The sequence below is a fragment of the Streptomyces sp. NPDC040432 genome (genome assembly GCF_055595445.1).
Genome location: NZ_JBVIVP010000007.1, coordinates 217,678 through 237,240, shown reverse-complemented (window position 1 = coordinate 237,240; position 19,563 = coordinate 217,678). Strand labels below are relative to the sequence as shown.

The window sequence follows — 19,563 nt, the reverse complement described above, 5'->3', positions numbered from 1 at the left end:
GTCGAGGACCGCGGGGTGTGTGGCCCGAGGTCCCTTCGCGATCAGCCCGGCGGGCGCTCGAATCTGCGCTGCAACTGCCTGCGCTCGCCCCGGCGGATGCGCGGGAGCATCTCGGGGGTCTGCGCGGGGCGCTGCGCGCGTCTTTTGCGTCCGGCGCAGAAGATACAGGCCTCGCCGGGAGGGGCATCGGGGTCGATCGGCGCACCGGGGTGTTCGGAGCATCCCGACGCGTTGCGGGGCCGGGACAGTTCCCGGGCGACGATGAAGGCGCGGTGCAGGTCGTCCGCGATCCGCACGAAGTCCTCGTCGGCGGAGCCGAGGGTCAGGTGGAACCGCTGCTCGTCGACGACGCGCAGGTAGTGGCGCAGGACGTCGAGGCCGTACGGGGGCTCGGGTACCGGGTAGCCGAGGCGTCGCTGTTCCCCGGTGGCGGGTCCGGCGGCGCGGGTGCCCTGGAGGCGGCGGCCGAGGCGGCGCCGGTCGTTGCAGATGAGGCAGCGGCCCCAGCCGTCCGGTGCCTCGGGGTCGAGCGCGCCGTTGGGGTGTTCGGGGCACCCGGTGTAGCTCTTGGCGGGGGCGAGGCCGGCGGCGGTGCGGAAGGCCAGGTAGAGGGCGTCGGCGACGGGCTCGTACTCGGCGGGGTGGGCGCCGTCGTAGAGCTCCTTGACGCGGTCGCCGAGCGCGCCCACGTTCGCCTGCAGCTCCTTGAGGGCGTACGGGCGTCCGGTGGGGACGGAATACCCCCTGCTGCCGTGCTGGTCCTGTGGGCTCATGCCTACGAGCGTGCCACGAACCGCCGACAAGAGTGGCCGGACCCCCGGCAGGGAGGTCCGGCCACTGTGCGTACGCGCGGGGCGTACGAGCCGATCGGCGGGGCGCGGTGCCTTAGAAGGCGGCCTCGTCGAGGTCCATCAGGGAGTTGTCGACGATCTCGGCCAGGCGGCGCTGGACGGAGACGTTCGGCAGGATTTCCGCAGCGAAGAACTTCGCGGCGGCGATCTTGCCCTGGTAGAAGGGCACGTCCTTCGCGGAGGCGTCGGCGAGCTTCTCGGCGGCCACGGCCGCGCCCTTGAGCAGCAGGTATCCGACGACGACGTCGCCGGAGGCCATCAGCAGGCGGGTGGTGTTCTGGCCGACCTTGTAGATGTTCCGGACGTCCTCGCCGGTGGCGGTGAGGACGACGATCATCTGGCCGACGATGCCTTCGAGGTCCACGGCGGCCTTGGCGAGGGCGTCGCGGGCCGGGGCCAGGTCGTCGCCGCCGACGGCCTCGGCGAGGAACTTCTTGATCGTCTCGGAGAGGACGTTCAGTGAGGCGCCCTGGTCGCGGACGATCTTCCGGAAGAAGAAGTCCTGACCCTGGATCGCCGTGGTGCCCTCGTAGAGGGTGTCGATCTTGGCGTCCCGGATGTACTGCTCGATCGGGTATTCCTGGAGGTAACCGGAACCGCCGAAGGTCTGCAGCGACTGGGCGAGCTGCTCGTAGGACTTCTCCGAGCCGTAGCCCTTGACGATCGGCAGGAGCAGGTCGTTCAGGCCGATCTCGGGGGAGGCGTCCTCGCCGGCGGCCTGCTTGAACTGGATCTCGTCCTGCACGGAGGCCGTGTAGAGCACGAGGGCGCGCATGCCCTCGGCGTAGGCCTTCTGCGTCATGAGCGAGCGGCGTACGTCGGGGTGGTGCGTGATGGTGACCTTGGGCGCGGTCTTGTCCATGAAGTTGGCCAGGTCCGGGCCCTGCACGCGCTCCTTGGCGTACTCCAGCGCGTTGAGGTAGCCGGTGGAGAGCGTGGCGATGGCCTTCGTGCCGACCATCATGCGGGCGAACTCGATGATCATGAACATCTGGCGGATGCCGTCGTGCTTGTCGCCGATCAGCCAGCCCTTGGCGGGGTGCTGGTCGCCGAAGGTCATCTCGCACGTGTTGGAGGCCTTGAGGCCCATCTTGTGCTCGACGTTGGTGGCGTAGACGCCGTTGCGCTCGCCCAGCTCGCCGGTCTCCCAGTCGAAGTGGAACTTCGGGACGAGGAAGAGCGACAGGCCCTTGGTGCCCGGGCCGTGGCCCTCGGGGCGGGCGAGGACGTAGTGGAGGATGTTCTCCTCCATGTCGTGCTCACCGGAGGTGATGAAGCGCTTCACGCCCTCGATGTGCCAGGAGCCGTCGGCCTGCTCGACGGCCTTGGTGCGGCCTGCGCCGACGTCCGAACCGGCGTCGGGCTCGGTGAGGACCATCGTGGAGCCCCAGCGCTTCTCGACGGCGATCTCGGCGATCTTCTTCTGCGCCTCGTTGCCCTCCTCGAAGAGGATGCCGGCGAAGGCCGGGCCGGAGGAGTACATCCACACGGCCGGGTTCGCGCCGAGGATCGTCTCCGCGAACGCCCAGATCAGGGAGCGGGGCGAGGTGGTGCCGCCGATCTCCTCGGGCAGGCCCAGACGCCAGTACTCGGAGTCCATGAAGGCCTTGTAGCTCTTCTTGAAGGACGCCGGGACGGGCGCGGTGTTCGTGGTGGGGTCGAAGACCGGCGGGTTGCGGTCGGCGTCCTCGAAGGAGGCGGCCAGCTCGTTCTCGGAGAGCTTGGTCATCTCGCTGAGGATGGTCCGCGCGGTGTCGGTGTCCATCTCGCCGAACGGGCCGGTGCCGTACAGCTTGTCGCGTCCGAGCACCTCGAAGAGGTTGAACTCGATGTCGCGGAGATTCGACTTGTAGTGCCCCATGGCGACGGCTCCGTTAAGGCTCGGTGAGACGGGTTCCTCGTGCATACCACTCGGTAACAACATGATGCTACCCGCCGGTAATAAGGGCAACCCTTCGGCGTCGACTGTGACCAGGGTCAAGCCGAACCGGGCCGAGTCAAGCCGGGGTCGGTGGAGCGCCACCGGAGGCCCCGGCCCGACCGCGGGCCTCAGGCGCCGGCTTCCGGGTCCTGAGAGGCCTGAGGGGCCTGATGGGCCTGAGGGGCGTCCGGGAACGCCAGGCGAGGCGAGCCGCCCGCCCACCACACGCCGATCACGAACGCCGCCGTGGCCTCCACGTACGCCGCCCGGTCCAGCCCCCCGGCCGGTACCGGGCTCCACCCCATCCCGGTGATCAGCTCCGCGACCTGCCCCGCCGCACCCGCGTCGTCCGCGCAGAACGGCACTGCGGGCGGGACCTCGCCGAACACGCCCACCGGCAGGTCCCACATGCTCGCGTGCGCCAGGTTGAAGGCCTTCACCACGCGCGCCCCGGGCGCCGCGGCCCCGATCAGGCCCGCCACGCTCTCCCCCGGCCCGGTGGCCAGCATCACCCCGCCGGGGCCCGGATCCAGCGCGTTCGTGCAGTCCACGACCGTCCGTCCGGCCAGCGCCCCGGCGTGCTCCCGGGCCAGTTCCGGAGCCACCCCCGCCGGCACCGCGAGCAGCGCCACCTCCCCGTACCCGGCCGCCGCCGCGGGCGTTCCGTGCCCGGCCGCCCCGATCCTTCCGGCGAGCGCCCCGGCCGCCGCGCCGTCCCGGCCGCCGACGAACACCTCGTGGCCGGCCCGCACCCAGGCGCCGCCCAGGGCCTCCGCCATCGCCCCCGTACCCAACACACCGATCCGCATGGCGCGTACCCCTTCCGTTCCCGATCCCGGTCGTTCGCCGGTGCCCAGAAGCTACGGAGACCGACGCGCACCGTCCGGTGTCCATCGGCGCGGGCAGGATGGCGGCCATGGAGAAGCTCCCCGATCCGACCGAGGGCCTGCCGGACCTCGTGTACACGGCGGACTGCCGGGCACGCGTCGCCTTCGAGGTCCTGGCCAACCGGTGGGACAGCGTCGTCGTCTTCACGCTCGGCGCGACCGGCCCGATGCGCCCGCGCGCCCTGCTCGCGCGGATCGGCGGGATCGGCCCGAAGGTCCTCAACGAGGCGCTGCGCCGGCTGGAACGCAACGGCCTCGTGGAGCGCCGGCCGTACGCCGAGGCGCCGCCGCGCGTCGACTACGCCCTGACCGACGCCGGTACGGCGCTGCTCGTCCCGATGCGGGCGATGGGCATCTGGGCCGCCCGGTACGCGGATGACGTGCTCGACGCGCAGGACCGGTACGCGGCGCGCGCCGACGGGGCCTAGGCGGGTCCTACGGGTGGTCGAGCTCCGCCCAGACGGTTTTGCCGCCCGTCGGCCGGGGCCGGACGCCCCACCGGACGGCGAGGGCGTCGAGCACGGCGAGCCCCCGACCGGACTCGTCCGTGTCGGCGGCCTCGCGCAGGACCGGCCACAGGCGCGGATCGGGATCGCCGACCTCGACCCGGGTGCGGCCGTCGGGGGTGCGGGTGACGGCGAGGGACACGGGGGTGCCCTCGCCGACGTGCACGATCACGTTGCCGACCAGTTCGCTGACGCAGAGCTGGAGGTCGTGGCAGGGCGCGTCCAGGTGCGCCCGCACGGCCCGCCGCAGCGCCGACACCTCCTCGGGTAGTGCGAGCAGCCCGGTGCGGAACGGCCTCACCGGCCCACGGCCCGGTTCAGGACGGCGGTGAGCCGTTCGGCGGTGCCCGGGTTGCAGTTGCCGAGGCTGATCAGGGGCGGGGTCCGGTGGCTGCCGGCGTAGGAGGGCAGGTGCAGGTTCAGGGAGGGCAGCGTGATCCCGTGCGCGGCGAGGGCGTCGCGCAGTGCGGTGAGGGCCTCGGCCGCGATGCGGTCGTTGGCGTGGTCGCTCATGGGGACTTCCGTTCCGGTGCGGAGTGTGACGAAGCCCTCACAGCGTGGAGCGGGTCGGCGTAGCGTGGGAAGGGTTTCAGGTTGCGCTGGGCAAGTGGCAAACGGTGGTGGTGGGTTGTGCCCGCTCGCAAGGACACGGACGCGTCGGCGAATGTGCCGTCCTTCTACGGGGCGGAGCTGCGCTACAAACGGGAATCCGCCGGGTTCACGCTGGAGCAGCTGGCCGAAGGCAGCTACCGGGGCGTGCCGTTCCTGAGCCAGATCGAGCGCGGCGAACGCCGGATGCCGATGGATCTGGCTCAGCACGTGGACACGAAGTTGGGGACGGACGGGTTTTTCCAGCGGCGCTGTGAAGACGCGCGCAAGGCGAAGCAGTCAGGGCACGCGGAGTACTTCGCGGACGTGGCGGAGATGGAGCAGTTCGCGGAGACCATCGAGGAATGGGCGCCGATGCTTGTCCCGGGGTTGCTCCAGACGCCCGGCTACGCTCGGGCGATCAGTCGGGCCGCCATGCCCCGCGCGACCGACGCGGCGATCGAGAAGCTGGTCGTCGCCCGGATGGGGCGGGCCGAACTCTTCGGCAAGGAGTGCCCGCCCGAATTCTGGGCGGTCTTGGACGAGTCGGTGATCCGGCGTCCTGTCCTGCCCGCGTGCCAGATGGCTGAACTCGTGGAGCACATTGCCGCAGTGGTCCGCAGGACGCGGGCCATTCTGCAAGTCGTCCCGCAAACGACCCCCGCTCACGCGCTCATGATGGGGATGGCCAGGGTGATGACTTTCCCGGATGCGCCTCCGGTGGTCTACGTGGAGAGCTTGCACAGCGGGCAGCTCATCGACTTTCCGGCCCTCGTGAAGGAGTACCGCAGGTCTTACGATCTGTTGAGGGCCGCCGCTTTGCCGCCGGAGGCGTCCCTGGCCCTTCTCGACGCTGCGGCAGAGGACTACCGAAATGGCAAGCAGCGGATTTGACTTGAGCATCGCCACCTGGCGCAGGAGCAGCTACAGCAACGGCACCGGCGGCGAGTGCGTAGAGGTCGCCGACGGGCTCGCCGGGCTCGTTCCCGTCCGGGACTCCAAGCGTCCCGCCGGCCCCGCCGTGATCGTCACCGCCGTCGCCTGGGTGCCGTTCGTGCGGGCTCTCGTGGACGGGGAACTCGTCGGCTGAGGCGCGGCCCCCACCCCCACCCCGGAGGGACTGGCCGGTACCCGCCGGTACGGGGGCGGGCGCTCGGTAGGGTGGGCCGCATGTACGGCTACGACCAGAATCCGGGCGCCCAGCAGCAGTACGCCCCCCAGCAGCCCCCGCAGGGCTACGCGCAGGCGCCGCTGTACCCGGAGCCGTCCCCGCCGTCCCTCGCGGACGCGGTCAGGGCCTTCACCACGGGGTCCCTGTCCGCCGAGGACTTCCAGCAGATCTTCGCCACGTCGAAGGTCTACTGCCCGCGCGGCGATACCCCCGGGTTCCTGGCCCTGCACAACACGCAGCAGCCGGTGATCCCGATGTTCACCACGCTCAAGGAACTGCGCCGGTACGCCGGCAAGGAGTCCAAGTACTTCGTGATCACCGGCGCCGAGGTGATCGACCTGCTGCCCACCGGCTACGGCTTCGTCCTCGACATGGAGGGCGACCACCGGATGGTGTTCGACGCGAAGGCGGTCGAGCAGATGGTCGACTTCGCGATGCGCCGCATGTACGGCTAGGTCGTCTCACGGGGGCGGGCGGATGCTGAGGGTGCACTTCACGGCCGAGGACCTGTTCGACGTCACCTTCGCGGCCGAGCCGCTCCCGCTCGTCGAGCTGGCGCTGGCGCTCGTCGCCTGGCAGCGCACCGACGAGCCGGCCGTCTTCGGCCGCTGGCGCGGCGGCGTCACCCGCGAGTTGCCCGGCCGGGCGCGACCCCTGCTGGACCTGTTGCGCCCCGACGGCGACAACCCGCAGTTCGTCGAGCCGTACGCCGCCACCCTGGAGGAGGGCCTCGCGGCCGTACGGGACGCCGGGCCGCGGCTGACGCCCGGCGAGCTGCACCGGGTGGCCGCGCGGGCCCCCGGGCCCGCCTCCTGGCTGCGTGCGCTGTGGGGCCAGGACCGGGAGGCCTGGGACGTGCTGGACGGCGCCCTGCGGGCCGCCCACGAGACGGTCCTCGCCCCGCACTGGCCCCGGATCCGGCAGTCCTTCCGGGCGGACGTCGCCTGGCGGACCCGGCTGCTGGCCACCCACGGCATCAGGGCCTGCCTCGCGAGCGTCCACCCCCGGGCGGCCTGGTCCGGTACCGCGTTCGAGGTGGGGTTGCCGCCCGACTACGAGGTCCGCCTCGGCGGGCGCGGGCTGGTGCTGATGCCCTCGGTGTTCTGGACGGGCCGGCCGCTGCTCGCCGGGCGCCCCGACGGCTCGCACGTCCTGATGTACCCGGCGCTGACCCCGCTGCCGCTGGCCGCGCCCGGCCCGGCCGGGGGCGCGTTGGACGCCCTGCTCGGGCGGACCCGGGCGGCCGTCCTGCAACTGCTGGTGGAGCGGCGTACGACGAGCGAGGTGGCCCGGGACCTCGCGATCAGTCTCCCCTCGGTCTCCGAGCACACCCGGACGCTGCGCGCCGCCGGACTGATCACGACGGAACGCGACGGCAAGGCCGTCCTCCACTCGGCGACGGGCCTCGGCGTCGACCTGCTGCGCAGCGGGGCCTGAAGCCTTCGGGCACCGCCGAAAGGATCGCGGTACCGGGTCCCGACGCCGGAGCATCGGTGTCGGCGGAGGTCACCGGGTCTCCGCGAACGAGGCACGGGAGGTACGGGTGTCACGCATTTCGTTACGTCACAGGCTCGCGGCGACGACGGCCGCGGCCGTCATGACCCTGGGCGCGGCGGTCGTGTCGGCCGCCCCGGCACAGGCGGGCACGACCGGCACCAAGGGCGCCACCGCGTCCTGCCCGAGTGGCTACGCCTGCGTCTACCGGGGCACCACCGAGTCCAGCGGGATCCGGCAGATGTGGAACAGGCGCGGGGTTTACAAGATCTACGACTACACGCAGCGCCACCTGGTCGTGAACAACCAGACCGGCGGTTGGAAGATCTGGTTCTCGCGCAACTCGAACGGTTCCTGGCCCGACTTCGCGGTCTACCCGGGACACCCGGCGGTGGTCGACATGCTGCCGTTCAACTCGGTCGTGATCGAGCCGTAGGGACCGGTCCTCGGCGCGGCCGCCCTTCGCCGGGTACGGGGGTCCCGGCGGTCGGCGGTCGGGACCCCGGACGGTTGCGGCGTCGCCGTCAGGCGGCGCGGCGCCCGTCGCGGCGGTGGGTCACCGCCGCGACGGCGCACCAGGCGAGGGCGGTCGCGACCAGGGCGGCAGCTCCCGCCGCCAGGACCGGCGCCTCGGGGCGGAAACCGAGCGCCAGTCGGGTCCCGAGGAACAGGGCGACGAAGCCGACGCGGCCGGGCGCGTACACGGGGATGCGCGCGGCCGTGGCACGCAGCAGCGCGGTGGCGATCAGTCCGGCGGCGGCGCACCATCCGAGGAAGGTCCACGGGGAGCCCGGGGCGGCGCTGGGGATGCCGTATTCCTCCGGGCCCAGGCGGAAGGCGGCGGCGACCCAGCCGGCGGCGACCGCGCCGACGGTGATGCCCAGCACCCACAGGGCGTGCCGCCACAGGGGTCCGGGCCTGCGGGTTTCGTCCTGCCCGTCGTCGCCGGTGACGTCGTCGGAGCTGAAGAGATCGATCACGTCCGGTAGGACGCGGGGGCGGGCGCGAGGGTTGGCGCGGGGCGGGAATTGTTCCGGCGGGCTTTCCGTTGTGGGCGGGTGTGGCAGAAAGTTCGAGTTTCAACTAAACTCGACGCAGAAGGAGGTCCTGACCATGCCCGCAGTGACTGTTGAGAACCCGTTGACCCTTCCGCGCGTGGCCGAGCCGCAGACGGCCGCCGCCCGCAAGGTGCTGGCCGTGACCACGGCCCCGACGGGATTCGAGGGCGAGGGGTTCCCGGTGCGCCGCGCGTTCGCCGGGATCAACTACGAGCACCTCGACCCGTTCATCATGATGGACCAGATGGGCGAGGTGGAGTACGCGCCGGGTGAGCCGAAGGGCACCCCCTGGCACCCCCACCGCGGCTTCGAGACCGTCACCTACCTGATCGACGGAACCTTCGTCCACCAGGACAGCAACGGCGGCGGCGGGGTCATCAACGGCGGTGACACGCAGTGGATGACCGCCGGGGCGGGCCTCCTCCACATCGAGGCCCCGCCGGAGGCGCTCGTCGTGTCGGGCGGTCTGTTCCACGGCCTCCAGCTGTGGGTCAACCTGCCGGCCTCCGACAAGATGATGCCCCCGCGCTACCAGGACATCGGCGGCGGCCAGGTCCAGCTGCTGACCACCCCCGACGGCGGCTCCCTGCTCCGCGTCATCGCCGGTGAGTTGGACGGCCACCAGGGCCCGGGCATCACCCACACCCCGATCACGATGATCCACGCGACCGTCACCCCGGGCGCGCGGATCACCCTCCCCTGGCGCGAGGACTTCAACGCCCTCGCGTACGTCCTGGCCGGGCGCGGTTCGGTGGGCCAGGAGCGGCGTCCGATCCGGAAGGGCCAGACGGCCGTCTTCGGCGAGGGCGGCTCCCTCACCATCCGGGCGGACGAGTCCCAGGACGCCCACGAGCCCGCGCTGGAGATCGTCCTGCTCGGCGGCCGCCCCATCCGGGAACCGATGGCGCACTACGGGCCGTTCGTCATGAACAGCCGGCAGGAACTCCAGCAGGCCTTCGACGACTTCCAGGCGGGCCGGCTCGGCACGATCCCGACGACGCAGCGCACCGGCCTCGGTCACCGCGGCGCCGGTGAGGCCGACCAGGACTGACCGGGCGACCGTCAGTCAGCCACCACGGGCGCCGGCTCCTGCCGGTCGGCGCCCAGGGTCCGGGTCCGCGTCGTCGACGGCGGCCAGGGGGTCCCTGCCGTCGGGCGCGGCGGCCTTCGTCGGAAGCGTCCGCCTGTGTTCCGGCGGGCGTTCCTCGGTCAACAACCGTGGTCAGTGGTGCGGGTATTGGCCCTTGGTGCGTTGTCCATCGGGGAGCCGAGTTCGTCCACGATGCCGGCCGCGTGGGCCTTCGCGGTCCGCTCGACGACGCCCGGTTGGCGGGCGATGAGCCGGTTGGCCATGCCGTGGCCGAGCAGTGCGAGCCTTGGCGCTCGCGCTCGGTGAGCGTCTCGATCCCCCGTGGATCGTGGACGGCGCCGCGCAGTCGCAGGTTCCCGTGCCGTGCACGTCCGTCTCCGCCAACTCCGTTTGCTGGTCAGGCACTTGGGCGGACATGGATGTGCGCTCGGATTCCATGGTGTGCAAAGCAGTCGATCCCGGTGAGTGGGACACCGCACTCACCGGAGGCGGATCCGACGGGCCCTCAGGTCGACCGTCCGACCTGCGGTCATGTGCCCGCAGGGCCGGGTGTCGCCGCCCCGTACCGGGCCCGGAGCTCGGACACCACCCCGAAGGCCGCCGCCGTCAGCGGCACCGCGAGGAGCATGCCGAGGATGCCGGCGACGCTCGCGCCGGCCGTGATGGCCAGCATGACCACCGCCGGGTGCATCTGCACCGTGCGGCTCTGCACCATCGGCTGGAGGACGTACCCCTCGATCATCTGGACCGTCAGCACCACGCCGAGCGTCCACAGGGCGATGACCCAGCCCCGGTCGGCGAGGGCGACGAGCACCGCCACCGCGCCCGACAGGAAGGCGCCGAGGTAGGGGATGTAGGCCATGACGAACACCAGGGCGGCCAGGCCCGGCGCGCCCGGCACCCGGAGGATCAGCAGGCCGGTGCCGATCAGTACGGCGTCGACGAGCGCGACGAAGGTGGTGCCGCGCATGAACCCCTCGACGGCCACGAACGCGCGCCGCCCCATCGCCTCCATCAGGTCGCCCGAGCGGACCGGGACCATCGAGCGCAGGGTGCCCACCGCCCGGTCGGAGTCGCGCAGGAAGAAGAAGATCAGTACCAGCGCCAGCAGGGCCGTCGCCAGCATGGTCGCCACCACGCTGAGCCCGGAGACCACCCCCGAGGCCGCCGTCCCGCCGAACGCGGAGAGCAGGTCCTGGGAGTTCTTCGCCACGTCCTCCAACGAGGTGCCCACCGCCCCGAAGTGCTCCGCGAGGCTCCGGCCGGCCCGCTGGAGCGAGGCCACGATCTGACTGCCCGTCCGGATGAGCGCGAGGACGACGACGTACGAGGCGCCGCCGACCACCCCGACGACGGCCAGGCAGGTCAGCGCCGCCGCGAGCGAACGGTTGACCCTCATGCGGATCAGCCACCGGTGCGTCGGCCCGAGCAGGGCCGTGCCGAGGACGGCGAGCAGCACGGGCGTCACGACGGTGCGGAAGACGGAGCACAGCCACACCACGACGGCGAGCACGGCGGTGACGAGCAGGACGACGGCGCACCAGGCGGCGAGCCGCCGGACGGCCTCGGGCAGCGGCGGGGTCGGGGTCGGCACCGCTGCATCGAACCACGGTGACCCGCGCGGGGCCGGCTCAGTCGAGCGCGTCGGCGTCCGGCTTGGACCGTTCGTGCAACTCGAACCAGGTCGACTTGCCCTCGCCCCTCGGGTCGACGCCCCAGGCGTCGGCCAGCATCTCCATGAGCAGCACCCCGCGCCCGCTCGACGCCATCTCCCCGGGCTGCCGCTTGTGGGGCAGCTCGTCGCTCCCGTCGGCCACCTCGACGCGCAGCCGCCGGGCACCCAGGTCGCCAGCCGCCTCGGCGACCAGCAGGGCGTCGCCGTCCGTGTGCACCAGGACGTTCGTCACCATCTCGGAGACCATCAGCACCGCCGAGTCCACCTGGTCCGGGTCCGCCCAGTCGTGCAGGAACTCCTGGATCTGCCGGCGGGCCCCCGCGATCCGCCCGGGTTCCGCCTGGGCCACGGTCAGCATCGTGCGCCGGGTCGGCCGTACCGGCTGCGTCGGCGGGGTGCCGCAGCCGCAGCCCGGGCCCTCGCGGCACAGCAGCACCACCGCTATGTCGTCCTCGCGGCGGTCGGCGAGCGGCCCGGTGGTGTGGTGGGAGGACGGCCCGTGCACGGCCTGGACGAGCAGGTCCGCCATCCGTTCGAGGTGCTCCGAGCCGGGGGCGGTCGCGTCGCCGCCCGCCGACCGCGGGGGATCGGACTCCAGGATCGTCCGCAGCCGGGCCCAGCCCGTGTCGTGGTCGTGCCCGCCGGTCTCGATGAGGCCGTCGGTGCACAGCATCATCGTCTCGCCGGGCTCCAGGACGAACCGGGTCGTCGGGTAGTCCGTGTCCGGGATGATTCCGAGCGGCAGTCCGCCCGCCGTCGGCCGCAGCAGTACCGTCCCGTCGGCCATCCGGACGGCCGGATCGGGGTGCCCGGCGCGGGCCACCTCCAGCATGCCGGTCCCCGGGTCGCACTCCACGTACAGGCAGGTCGCGAAGCGCGGGCCGAGGTCCTGGCCGGCGTCCTCCTCGCGCTCCTGCGAGGAACACAGCCCGGCCAGGAAGCGGGAGGCCCGCGACAGCACGGCGTCCGGCCGGTGGCCCTCCGAGGCGTACGCCCGCACCGCGATCCGGAGCTGGCCCATCAGTCCGGCGGCCCGTACGTCGTGCCCCTGGACGTCGCCGATCACCAGGGCGAAGCGGCCCGAGGGCAGCGGGATCATGTCGTACCAGTCGCCGCCGACCTGGAGGCCGCCGCCGGTCGGGACGTAACGGGCCGCGATCGTCATCCCGGGGACCTCCGGACCGAGCTGCGGCATCATCGACCGCTGGAGCCCCGTCGTGAGTTCCCGCTCGGACTCGGCCACACCGGCCCGCTGGAGGGCCTGCGCGAGCATCCGGGCCACCGTCGTCAGCACGGACCGCTCGTCGGGCGAGAACGACACCGGGTGCTTGAAGGCGGCCATCCAGGCCCCCATGGTGCGCCCGGCGACGATCAGCGGGAGGAAGGCCCAGGAGATCCTGCCGAAGCGCTGGGCGAGCGGCCAGGCCGCGGGAAAGCGCCGTTTGTAGTCCTCGGGGGTCGGCAGGTAGATCGCCCGCCCGGTCCGGACGACCTCGGCGGCCGGGTAGGCCGTCTCCATGCCCATGTCGGTGAAGGGACCCTCGTCCCCGGGGCCGTGCCCGTGGTGCCCGATGACCGACAACCGGTCGCCCTCGACCCCGAAGACCGCCAGCCCGTCCGGGCTGAACCCGGGCATGGACAGCGAGGCCGCCACCCGCAGCACCTCCGCCGTGGAGCGCGCCTCGGCCAGCGCCCGCCCGGCGTCCAGCAGGAACGCCTCGCGGGAGCGGCGCCAGTCGCCCGTGATCGGGGTGTGCGCGGCGGTCGTGCCCGGCTGCGGCTCGGCGATCTCCTGGAGGGTGCCGATCAGCTCGAAGTCGACCGGGCCGTCCGGGGTGCGGCGCTCCAGCGGCTTGGAGCGGCTGCGCACGGTCCGCAGGACCCGGCCGTCCTCGTCCATGATCCGCAGGCGGGCCTCGGCGAGCGTGTCCTCGGCGACGGCCAGGTTGATGATGCCGTTGATCTCGTTCCAGTCCACCGGATGGAACCGCGACCGCACGGCCGCCTCGGGCAGCACGACGGGCTCGGCGGGCAGCCCGAGCAGCCGGGCGGCCTCGCCGTCGAGCGTGACCTTCCCGGAGGCGTTGTCCCATCGCCACAGACCCGTGGCGATGGCGGCCAGGACGTCCTCGGTGCGCACCCGGTCATCTTTACAGGTCATCCCACGGGCCTGCCTGTTCTCCGGCCTCCCCGGGCGCGCCCACGCCGTCACCGCCCGGGCGGTAACCTGGGGACGGTTGAATCCTCCCTGGTATCGCGTAGAACTGGATGACTGATGCATCGGTACAGGTCCCACACGTGCGGCGAGCTCCGTGCCTCCGACGTCGCCTCCGACGTCCGGCTGAGCGGTTGGCTCCACAATCGTCGAGACCTGGGCGGCATCCTCTTCATCGATCTGCGTGACCACTACGGCATCACGCAGCTCGTCGCCCGTCCCGGCACCGCCGCGAACGAAGCGCTGTCCAGCGTCACCAAGGAGACCGTCGTCCGCATCGACGGCAAGGTCGTCTCCCGCGGCGCCGACAACGTGAACCCCGAGCTCGCGACCGGTGACGTCGAGGTCGAGGTCACCGCCGTCGAGGTGCTCGGCGCGTCCGCCCCGCTGCCCTTCACGATCAACACGGACGACGGGGTGAACGAGGAGCGTCGCCTGGAGTACCGCTTCCTCGACCTGCGCCGCGAGCGCATGCACCGCAACATCATGCTGCGCTCGGCCGTCATCGCGTCGATCCGCTCGAAGATGGTCGCCCTCGGCTTCAACGAGATGGCGACCCCGATCCTCACCGCGACCTCCCCCGAGGGCGCCCGTGACTTCGTCGTCCCGTCCCGCCTGAACCCGGGCAAGTTCTACGCCCTGCCGCAGGCGCCGCAGCAGTTCAAGCAGCTGCTGATGATCTCCGGCTTCGACCGGTACTTCCAGATCGCGCCCTGCTTCCGCGACGAGGACGCCCGCGCCGACCGCTCGCCGGGCGAGTTCTACCAGCTCGACGTGGAGATGTCCTTCGTCGAGCAGGAGGACGTCTTCCAGCCGATCGAGCGCCTGATGACCGAGATCTTCACGGAGTTCGGCAAGGGCCGCGAGGTCACCTCGCCCTTCCCGCGGATCCCGTTCCGCGAGTCGATGCTCAAGTACGGCAACGACAAGCCCGACCTGCGTTCCAAGCTGGAGCTCGTCGACATCACCGACGTGTTCGAGGGCTCGGAGTTCAAGGCGTTCGCCGGCAAGCACGTGCGCGCCCTGGCCGTCCCCGACGTGGCCGCCCAGCCCCGCAAGTTCTTCGACGGGCTCGGCGAGTACGCGATCTCCCTCGGCGCGAAGGGCCTGGCCTGGGTCCGCGTCGGCGAGGAGGGTGCCCTGACCGGCCCGATCGCCAAGTTCCTCACCGAGGAGAACGTCAAGGTCCTCACCGAGCGCCTCGGCCTCGCGGCCGGGCACGCGGTGTTCTTCGGCGCCGGCGAGTTCGACGAGGTCTCCAAGATCATGTCGGGCGTCCGCGTCGAGGCGGCCAAGCGCGCCGGCCAGTTCGAGGAGAACGTCTTCCGCTTCTGCTGGATCGTCGACTTCCCGATGTACGAGAAGGACGAGGAGACCGGGAAGATCGACTTCTCCCACAACCCGTTCTCCATGCCGCAGGGCGGCATGAAGGACCTGGAGGAGAAGGACCCGCTCGACATCCTGGCCTGGCAGTACGACATCGTCTGCAACGGCATCGAGCTGTCCTCCGGCGCCATCCGCAACCACGAGCCCGAGGTCATGCTGAAGGCCTTCGAGATCGCCGGTTACGAGGCCGAGACCGTCGAGCGCGAGTTCGCGGGCATGCTGCGGGCGTTCCGCCTCGGCGCCCCGCCGCACGGTGGCATCGCCCCGGGCGTCGACCGCATCGTGATGCTGCTCGCCGACGAGCCGAACATCCGCGAGACCATCGCCTTCCCGCTCAACGGCAACGCCCAGGACCTGATGATGGGCGCCCCGACGGTGCTGGAGGAGACCCGCCTGCGCGAGCTCAACATCGCGCTGCGCAAGCCGGTCGAGACCAAGGCCGCCGAGCGTCCGATCTCCGACGCGGTCGTCCCGGACGCGGGCTCCCCGCGCGGCTGAACCCCGTAACACGCGAAGGCGGCGTCCCCTCCGACCGGAGGGGACGCCGCCTTTCGTCGTACCCGGGACGCCCGGATGCCGGGATGCCGGGATGCCGGGGCGCCGCTAGAAGCGGTCGAGGAGACCCTTGAGGAGCGCCGCCGAGGTCAACCCGGTGGGCGCGGGACCGGCGTGGAAGAAGCCCGTGTTGGCCACGTCCAGCTTGCGCACGAAGTCGAAGGCCTTCGACTCGTGGTCGCCGAACCCGACGAACTGCCAGTGGACCTCCGGAGCGGCGGCAGCGGCGTCGACGAGCGCCTGCCGGGCGGGCTGACGGCTGTCGGGCGCGCCGTCCGTCTGGAAGACGACGAGGGCCGGGCCCGAGCCGCCGTCCTTCCGGTACCGCTCCAGGACCGCCTCGACGGCCACGTGGTAGCTGGTGCGGCCCATCCGACCGAGTTCGGAGTGCCGGGCCTCGACCCAGGCCGCGTCGTGCGCGTCCAGGGTCAGTTCGGCCGTGCCGTCCACCTCGGTGGAGAAGAAAACCGTGTGGACGGTGGCCTCCTCGTCGAGGTGCGCGGCCAGCGCGAGCGCGTGATCCGCGAGGTGCTGGGCACTGCCGTCCTTGTAGAACCCGCGCATCGAACCCGACCGGTCCAGCACCAGGAACACCTTGGCCCGCGCCCCGGCCCGGCCCTTGCCGCGCAGCACCTGACCGGCGGCCTTGTACGCCCCGCTCACCCCGGGCGCCAGCCGCTTCACGGCCGCCGCAGTGACGGCGGGGCCGAGCGCGTCCACGGCCGCCGCGCCGGGGGCCGCGTCCGCGGCGGGTACGGGCACGGCCGCGGCGACCACGGGCACGGACTCCGGTGCGGGCTCCGTCGCGGTCCCGGCGGCCAGGCCATCGGCGTCGGCATCCGCAGCCACGGGCTCGGCGACCGGCTCCTCGGGCGCGGCTTCCTCGACCGGCACCGCGACGACCGGTTCGGCCTCGGGAGCGGCGTCCGCCTCGACGACGGCCGGAGCCGCCTCCGGCGCGGGCGCGACCGCCTCGGCGACGACGTCCTCGACCACGACCGGCGCGACCACCACCGGCTCGGCCTCGGCCACGACGGCCGGCACCTCAGGCTCGACCACGGCCCCGGCCACACCCTGCGGCGCAACCTCGGCTGCGGGCTCGACCTGTACGGCGGGCTCGGCCTCCACGGCGGGCTCGGGTGCAACCTCGGCTGCGGGCTCGGGCTCGGGCTCGGCCACGGCCTCGGCTGCGGGCTCGGCCTCCACGGCGGGCTCAGCCTCGGCTGCGGCCTCGGCCTCCACGGCGGGCTCAGCCTCGGCTGCGGCCTCGGGCACAACCTCGGCTGCGGCCACGGGCTCGGCCTCGACAACGGCCTCGGCATTGGCACCAGGCTGCGCCTCCGCCAGGGCCTCCGCACGTGCATCCGTACCCGACTCCGCCCCGGTCTCCGTGGCGGTGGTCGGGGGCTGCTTCGCCTCCGGAACCGCCGTGGTCGTGGGCGGCGTCGGGGTCTCGCCGCCGCCCTGGGGGGACTGCGGGGTCACCGGCCGGCGGGCCTCCGGGACCGTCGGGTCCGCGGTGGGCGCGGGGGCGGTCATGACCGTTCCCGGCTCGCGGTCCCGCGGTGCGGGCTGCGGCGGAACCGTCGGATTGTCGAAGGACGCCGCCACCAAGTCGGCGGCCACGTCCAGAGGAGTGCGTTCCGTCTGGCTTGGAAGGGCCGCCGAAGGGGCGTCCGACGTCTCCGGAACCGGTTCCGCAGACCGTCCGAACACCTTGCGCAACAAGCTCCGAATACCCATGGGCCAGGCCTTTCGCATGAGTGCGTGCGTCATTTGTCCGTGCTGCGCGGATGATCCCTGCCCAGAGTGGACACGTAAGGTTATCGGCCGCCCGGCTGGATCTTCGGCAGGGTCGCCTTTCGTGGCGCCCGGCTCTCCAGGCAAACGCGCGTCCGGCCGAACTGCCCCTCCGCCGTGCCGGGTTCATCCAGCGTTCATCCCCGCGCCGCCGCATCGGCGCAACCCGCGCCTAGCGTCACGGCTGGATTCGTTCCGACACGTTGTCGGCACCGTGCACCTTCCGGAGGACACCCCGTGCGCAAGCTCCTGCCGCTCATCGGCAACCCGCATGGGAGCGGCCGTTCCGCTCTCACCTGCCGCTACCGCTGCGGCGACGCATGCTTCCACGAGGTGCCCAACACCAGTGACAACGAGTACGCGGGAGACGTCATAGCCCGCGCGTACTCCCGGCGCTCGATGCTGCGCTCCGCCGCCGTCGTCACGGTGGCGACGGCGGCCGGTTCCGCCGTCACCCTCGGTGGCACCGGCGGTCAGACCGCCAACGCGACCCCTGTCGCCGACACCGGGCGCGGGGGCGAGGCCGCTCGCGGACTGCGCTTCGCGTCGGTCGCGCCGAACACGGACGACAAGGTCACGGTCCCCGCCGGCTACGAACAGAACGTCGTCATCCGCTGGGGCGAGCCGATCATCAAGGGCGCTCCGGCCTTCAACGCCGACAAGCAGACCGCCGCCGCCCAGGCCGGACAGTTCGGCTACAACAACGACTTCCTGAGCCTGCTCCCCCTCGGTGGTGACTACGAGCGCCGGCAGCTCCTCGTGGCCAACCACGAGTACACCGACGAGATCCTCATGTTCAAGGGCTACGACCCGGCGAACCCGACGCGCGAGCAGGTCGAGATCGCCTGGGCCGCGCACGGCCTGTCCGTGGTCGTCGTCCAGGAGGACCACCGCAGCGGCAAGCTGACCGCGATCGGCCGGCACCAGCTCAACCGGCGCCTGCACACCAGGAGCGAATTCCGGATGACCGGCCCGGCCGCCGGTGGTGCGCTCCTGAAGACCTCCGTGGACCCGACCGGTACGAAGGTGCTCGGCACGCTCAACAACTGCGCCGGCGGCACCACTCCGTGGGGCACCACCCTCCACGGCGAGGAGAACTTCAACCAGTACTTCGCCAACGCCGGCCAGGTCACCGACCCCACCGCCGCCGCCCGCCTGAAGCGCTACGGCGTGACCTCGGGCGCCACCGAGCGCAAGTGGGAGCGGTTCGACAAGCGCTTCGACGTGGCACAGGAGCCCAACGAGTCCCACCGCTTCGGCTGGGTCGTCGAGCTGGACCCCTACGACCCGAACTCCGTGCCGCGCAAGCGCACCGCGCTCGGCCGCTTCAAGCACGAGGCCGCCCAGCCCCGCCTGACCGAGGACGGTCGTCCGGTCGTCTACATGGGCGATGACGAGCGCTTCGACTACTTCTACAAGTTCGTCTCGTCGAAGCGGATGAAGAAGGGCGATTCCCGCGCGGCCAAGGAGCACAACCTGACGCTGCTCGACGAGGGCACCCTCTACGTCGCCAAGCTCACCGGTGACTCGCCGGCCGAGCAGTTCGACGGCTCGGGCAAGCTGCCCGCCGACGGCGAGTTCGACGGTTCCGGTGTCTGGATCAAGCTCGCCACCGGCAACGTCTCGCACGTCGAGGGCATGACGGCGGAAGAGGTCTATGTCTTCACCCGCCAGGCCGCAGACAAGGTCGGCGCGACCAAGATGGACCGTCCCGAGGACGTCGAGCCGTCCCCGCGCACGGGCCGTGTCTACGTCGCGCTCACCAACAACACGGACCGCGGCAAGCCGGGCAAGGAAGGCGCGACCGAGCCCAACCCGCGCAGTCTGAACAAGCACGGACAGATCCTGGAGCTCGCCGAGAACTTCGACGACCCGGCCGGCGACGGCTTCGCGTGGCGGCTGTTCCTGGTCGCGGGCGACCCGAACGACCCGTCCACGTACTTCGCCGGATTCCCGAAGGACAAGGTCAGCCCGATCTCCTGCCCGGACAACGTGGCCTTCGACCCGCACGGCAATCTGTGGATCTCCACGGACGGCAACCAGCTCGGCTCCCACGACGGCCTGTTCGGTGTCGCGACCGCCGGTGACCGCCGCGGTGAGCTGAAGCAGTTCCTCACCGTTCCGCGCGGCGCCGAGACCTGCGGCCCGATCATCCAGGACAAGCGGGTCCTCGTCGCGGTCCAGCACCCGGGCGAGATCGACGGAGCGTCCGTCGAGAAGCCGCAGTCGGTGTGGCCCGACGGCCCGGGGAAGATCGTCCGTCCGTCGGTGGTCTCCGTGTGGCGCAAGGACGGCCGCAACATCGGCGTCTGACAGGTCGAGTTGATGCGATGTCCGGGGTCCTGTTTCACGTGAAACAGGACCCC

At 71.9% G+C, this 19,563-nt stretch carries 19 protein-coding genes; 9 read left to right on the top strand and 10 right to left on the bottom strand.

Annotated features, from left to right (window positions below; translation table 11 throughout):
* Positions 1-41 precede the first annotated feature (41 nt).
* The 3 genes from ACZ58N_RS18390 to ACZ58N_RS18380 form a co-directional block, all read right to left on the bottom strand.
* Complete coding sequence (locus ACZ58N_RS18390) at positions 42-773, bottom strand: hypothetical protein (protein WP_471160640.1); 732 nt, start codon at positions 771-773, stop codon at positions 42-44.
* Between the two features lie 112 nt (positions 774-885).
* Entirely contained in the window at positions 886-2,712 is a 1,827-nt protein-coding gene (locus tag ACZ58N_RS18385; RefSeq protein WP_471160637.1) for an acyl-CoA dehydrogenase, read from the bottom strand.
* A 188-nt stretch (positions 2,713-2,900) separates the two neighbouring features.
* Complete coding sequence (locus ACZ58N_RS18380) at positions 2,901-3,581, bottom strand: NADPH-dependent F420 reductase (protein ID WP_471160635.1); 681 nt, start codon at positions 3,579-3,581, stop codon at positions 2,901-2,903.
* Between the two features lie 107 nt (positions 3,582-3,688).
* Between ACZ58N_RS18380 and ACZ58N_RS18375 the strand changes: the two genes are divergently transcribed.
* Positions 3,689-4,087: a winged helix-turn-helix transcriptional regulator gene (locus tag ACZ58N_RS18375; RefSeq protein ID WP_471160632.1), complete on the top strand. Its 399-nt coding sequence runs from the start codon at positions 3,689-3,691 to the stop codon at positions 4,085-4,087.
* Positions 4,088-4,094: 7 nt separating this feature from the next.
* Here ACZ58N_RS18375 and ACZ58N_RS18370 read toward each other — a convergent pair whose 3' ends face one another.
* Entirely contained in the window at positions 4,095-4,466 is a 372-nt protein-coding gene (locus tag ACZ58N_RS18370) for an ATP-binding protein (RefSeq protein WP_471160629.1), read from the bottom strand.
* Positions 4,463-4,678: a hypothetical protein gene (locus ACZ58N_RS18365; protein WP_471160627.1), complete on the bottom strand. Its 216-nt coding sequence runs from the start codon at positions 4,676-4,678 to the stop codon at positions 4,463-4,465. The genes ACZ58N_RS18370 and ACZ58N_RS18365 overlap by 4 nt, the downstream gene beginning before the upstream one ends.
* A 117-nt stretch (positions 4,679-4,795) precedes the next feature.
* Here ACZ58N_RS18365 and ACZ58N_RS18360 point away from each other — a divergent pair, with 117 nt between their 5' ends.
* From ACZ58N_RS18360 to ACZ58N_RS18340, 5 genes are all read left to right on the top strand, one after another.
* The gene (locus tag ACZ58N_RS18360) at positions 4,796-5,647 is read left to right on the top strand and encodes a helix-turn-helix domain-containing protein (RefSeq protein WP_471160625.1); all 852 of its coding nucleotides are present in this window, start codon (positions 4,796-4,798) and stop codon (positions 5,645-5,647) included.
* A gap of 1 nt (position 5,648) precedes the next feature.
* Positions 5,649-5,843 carry a DUF397 domain-containing protein gene (locus ACZ58N_RS18355; protein WP_471160623.1) on the top strand — a complete coding sequence of 65 codons (195 nt, stop codon included), beginning with the start codon at positions 5,649-5,651 and terminating at the stop codon, positions 5,841-5,843.
* A gap of 80 nt (positions 5,844-5,923) precedes the next feature.
* On the top strand, positions 5,924-6,379 hold the full coding sequence (locus ACZ58N_RS18350) for an SseB family protein (protein ID WP_471160622.1): 456 nt from the start codon (positions 5,924-5,926) through the stop codon (positions 6,377-6,379).
* A gap of 22 nt (positions 6,380-6,401) precedes the next feature.
* The gene (locus ACZ58N_RS18345) at positions 6,402-7,361 is read left to right on the top strand and encodes an ArsR/SmtB family transcription factor (RefSeq protein ID WP_471160619.1); all 960 of its coding nucleotides are present in this window, start codon (positions 6,402-6,404) and stop codon (positions 7,359-7,361) included.
* Between the two features lie 106 nt (positions 7,362-7,467).
* Entirely contained in the window at positions 7,468-7,854 is a 387-nt protein-coding gene (locus ACZ58N_RS18340; protein WP_471160616.1) for a hypothetical protein, read from the top strand.
* An 88-nt stretch (positions 7,855-7,942) separates the two neighbouring features.
* Here ACZ58N_RS18340 and ACZ58N_RS18335 read toward each other — a convergent pair whose 3' ends face one another.
* A complete protein-coding gene (locus ACZ58N_RS18335; protein WP_471160613.1) occupies positions 7,943-8,398 on the bottom strand; it encodes a hypothetical protein in 456 nt (151 codons plus the stop codon).
* Between the two features lie 133 nt (positions 8,399-8,531).
* On the opposite strand from ACZ58N_RS18335, the gene ACZ58N_RS18330 reads away from it, so the two are divergent.
* Positions 8,532-9,527: a pirin family protein gene (locus ACZ58N_RS18330; RefSeq protein WP_471160610.1), complete on the top strand. Its 996-nt coding sequence runs from the start codon at positions 8,532-8,534 to the stop codon at positions 9,525-9,527.
* 158 nt (positions 9,528-9,685) lie between these two features.
* Here ACZ58N_RS18330 and ACZ58N_RS18325 read toward each other — a convergent pair whose 3' ends face one another.
* The 3 genes from ACZ58N_RS18325 to ACZ58N_RS18315 all read right to left on the bottom strand — a co-directional run bounded on the left by ACZ58N_RS18325 (position 9,686) and on the right by ACZ58N_RS18315 (position 13,381).
* Positions 9,686-9,829 carry a hypothetical protein gene (locus ACZ58N_RS18325; RefSeq protein ID WP_471160607.1) on the bottom strand — a complete coding sequence of 48 codons (144 nt, stop codon included), beginning with the start codon at positions 9,827-9,829 and terminating at the stop codon, positions 9,686-9,688.
* Between the two features lie 266 nt (positions 9,830-10,095).
* A complete protein-coding gene (locus ACZ58N_RS18320; RefSeq protein ID WP_471160604.1) occupies positions 10,096-11,160 on the bottom strand; it encodes an AI-2E family transporter in 1,065 nt (354 codons plus the stop codon).
* A gap of 37 nt (positions 11,161-11,197) precedes the next feature.
* Entirely contained in the window at positions 11,198-13,381 is a 2,184-nt protein-coding gene (locus ACZ58N_RS18315) for an ATP-binding SpoIIE family protein phosphatase (RefSeq protein WP_471160823.1), read from the bottom strand.
* A 135-nt stretch (positions 13,382-13,516) separates the two neighbouring features.
* Between ACZ58N_RS18315 and aspS the strand changes: the two genes are divergently transcribed.
* Positions 13,517-15,340, top strand: a complete 1,824-nt coding sequence (aspS, locus tag ACZ58N_RS18310) for an aspartate--tRNA ligase (RefSeq protein ID WP_471160602.1) — start codon at positions 13,517-13,519, stop codon at positions 15,338-15,340.
* 105 nt (positions 15,341-15,445) lie between these two features.
* On the opposite strand, the gene ACZ58N_RS18305 is transcribed toward aspS, so the two are convergent.
* Positions 15,446-17,023 carry a VWA domain-containing protein gene (locus tag ACZ58N_RS18305; protein WP_471160599.1) on the bottom strand — a complete coding sequence of 526 codons (1,578 nt, stop codon included), beginning with the start codon at positions 17,021-17,023 and terminating at the stop codon, positions 15,446-15,448.
* A gap of 411 nt (positions 17,024-17,434) precedes the next feature.
* Here ACZ58N_RS18305 and ACZ58N_RS18300 point away from each other — a divergent pair, with 411 nt between their 5' ends.
* Positions 17,435-19,510: a PhoX family protein gene (locus ACZ58N_RS18300; protein ID WP_471160596.1), complete on the top strand. Its 2,076-nt coding sequence runs from the start codon at positions 17,435-17,437 to the stop codon at positions 19,508-19,510.
* Positions 19,511-19,563: the final 53 nt, after the last annotated feature.

Excerpts from the sequence above, each read along its gene's own strand:
- ACZ58N_RS18375 (WP_471160632.1), top strand. The coding sequence starts at position 3,689 with ATGGAGAAGCTCCCCGATCCGACCGAGGGCCTGCCGGACCTCGTGTAC.
- ACZ58N_RS18330 (WP_471160610.1), top strand. The coding sequence starts at position 8,532 with ATGCCCGCAGTGACTGTTGAGAACCCGTTGACCCTTCCGCGCGTGGCC.
- aspS (WP_471160602.1), top strand. The coding sequence starts at position 13,517 with ATGCATCGGTACAGGTCCCACACGTGCGGCGAGCTCCGTGCCTCCGAC.
- ACZ58N_RS18390 (WP_471160640.1), bottom strand. The coding sequence starts at position 773 with ATGAGCCCACAGGACCAGCACGGCAGCAGGGGGTATTCCGTCCCCACC.
- ACZ58N_RS18325 (WP_471160607.1), bottom strand. The coding sequence starts at position 9,829 with ATGGCCAACCGGCTCATCGCCCGCCAACCGGGCGTCGTCGAGCGGACC.
- ACZ58N_RS18350 (WP_471160622.1), top strand. The coding sequence starts at position 5,924 with ATGTACGGCTACGACCAGAATCCGGGCGCCCAGCAGCAGTACGCCCCC.
- ACZ58N_RS18345 (WP_471160619.1), top strand. The coding sequence starts at position 6,402 with ATGCTGAGGGTGCACTTCACGGCCGAGGACCTGTTCGACGTCACCTTC.
- ACZ58N_RS18380 (WP_471160635.1), bottom strand. The coding sequence starts at position 3,581 with ATGCGGATCGGTGTGTTGGGTACGGGGGCGATGGCGGAGGCCCTGGGC.
- ACZ58N_RS18385 (WP_471160637.1), bottom strand. The coding sequence starts at position 2,712 with ATGGGGCACTACAAGTCGAATCTCCGCGACATCGAGTTCAACCTCTTC.
- ACZ58N_RS18365 (WP_471160627.1), bottom strand. The coding sequence starts at position 4,678 with ATGAGCGACCACGCCAACGACCGCATCGCGGCCGAGGCCCTCACCGCA.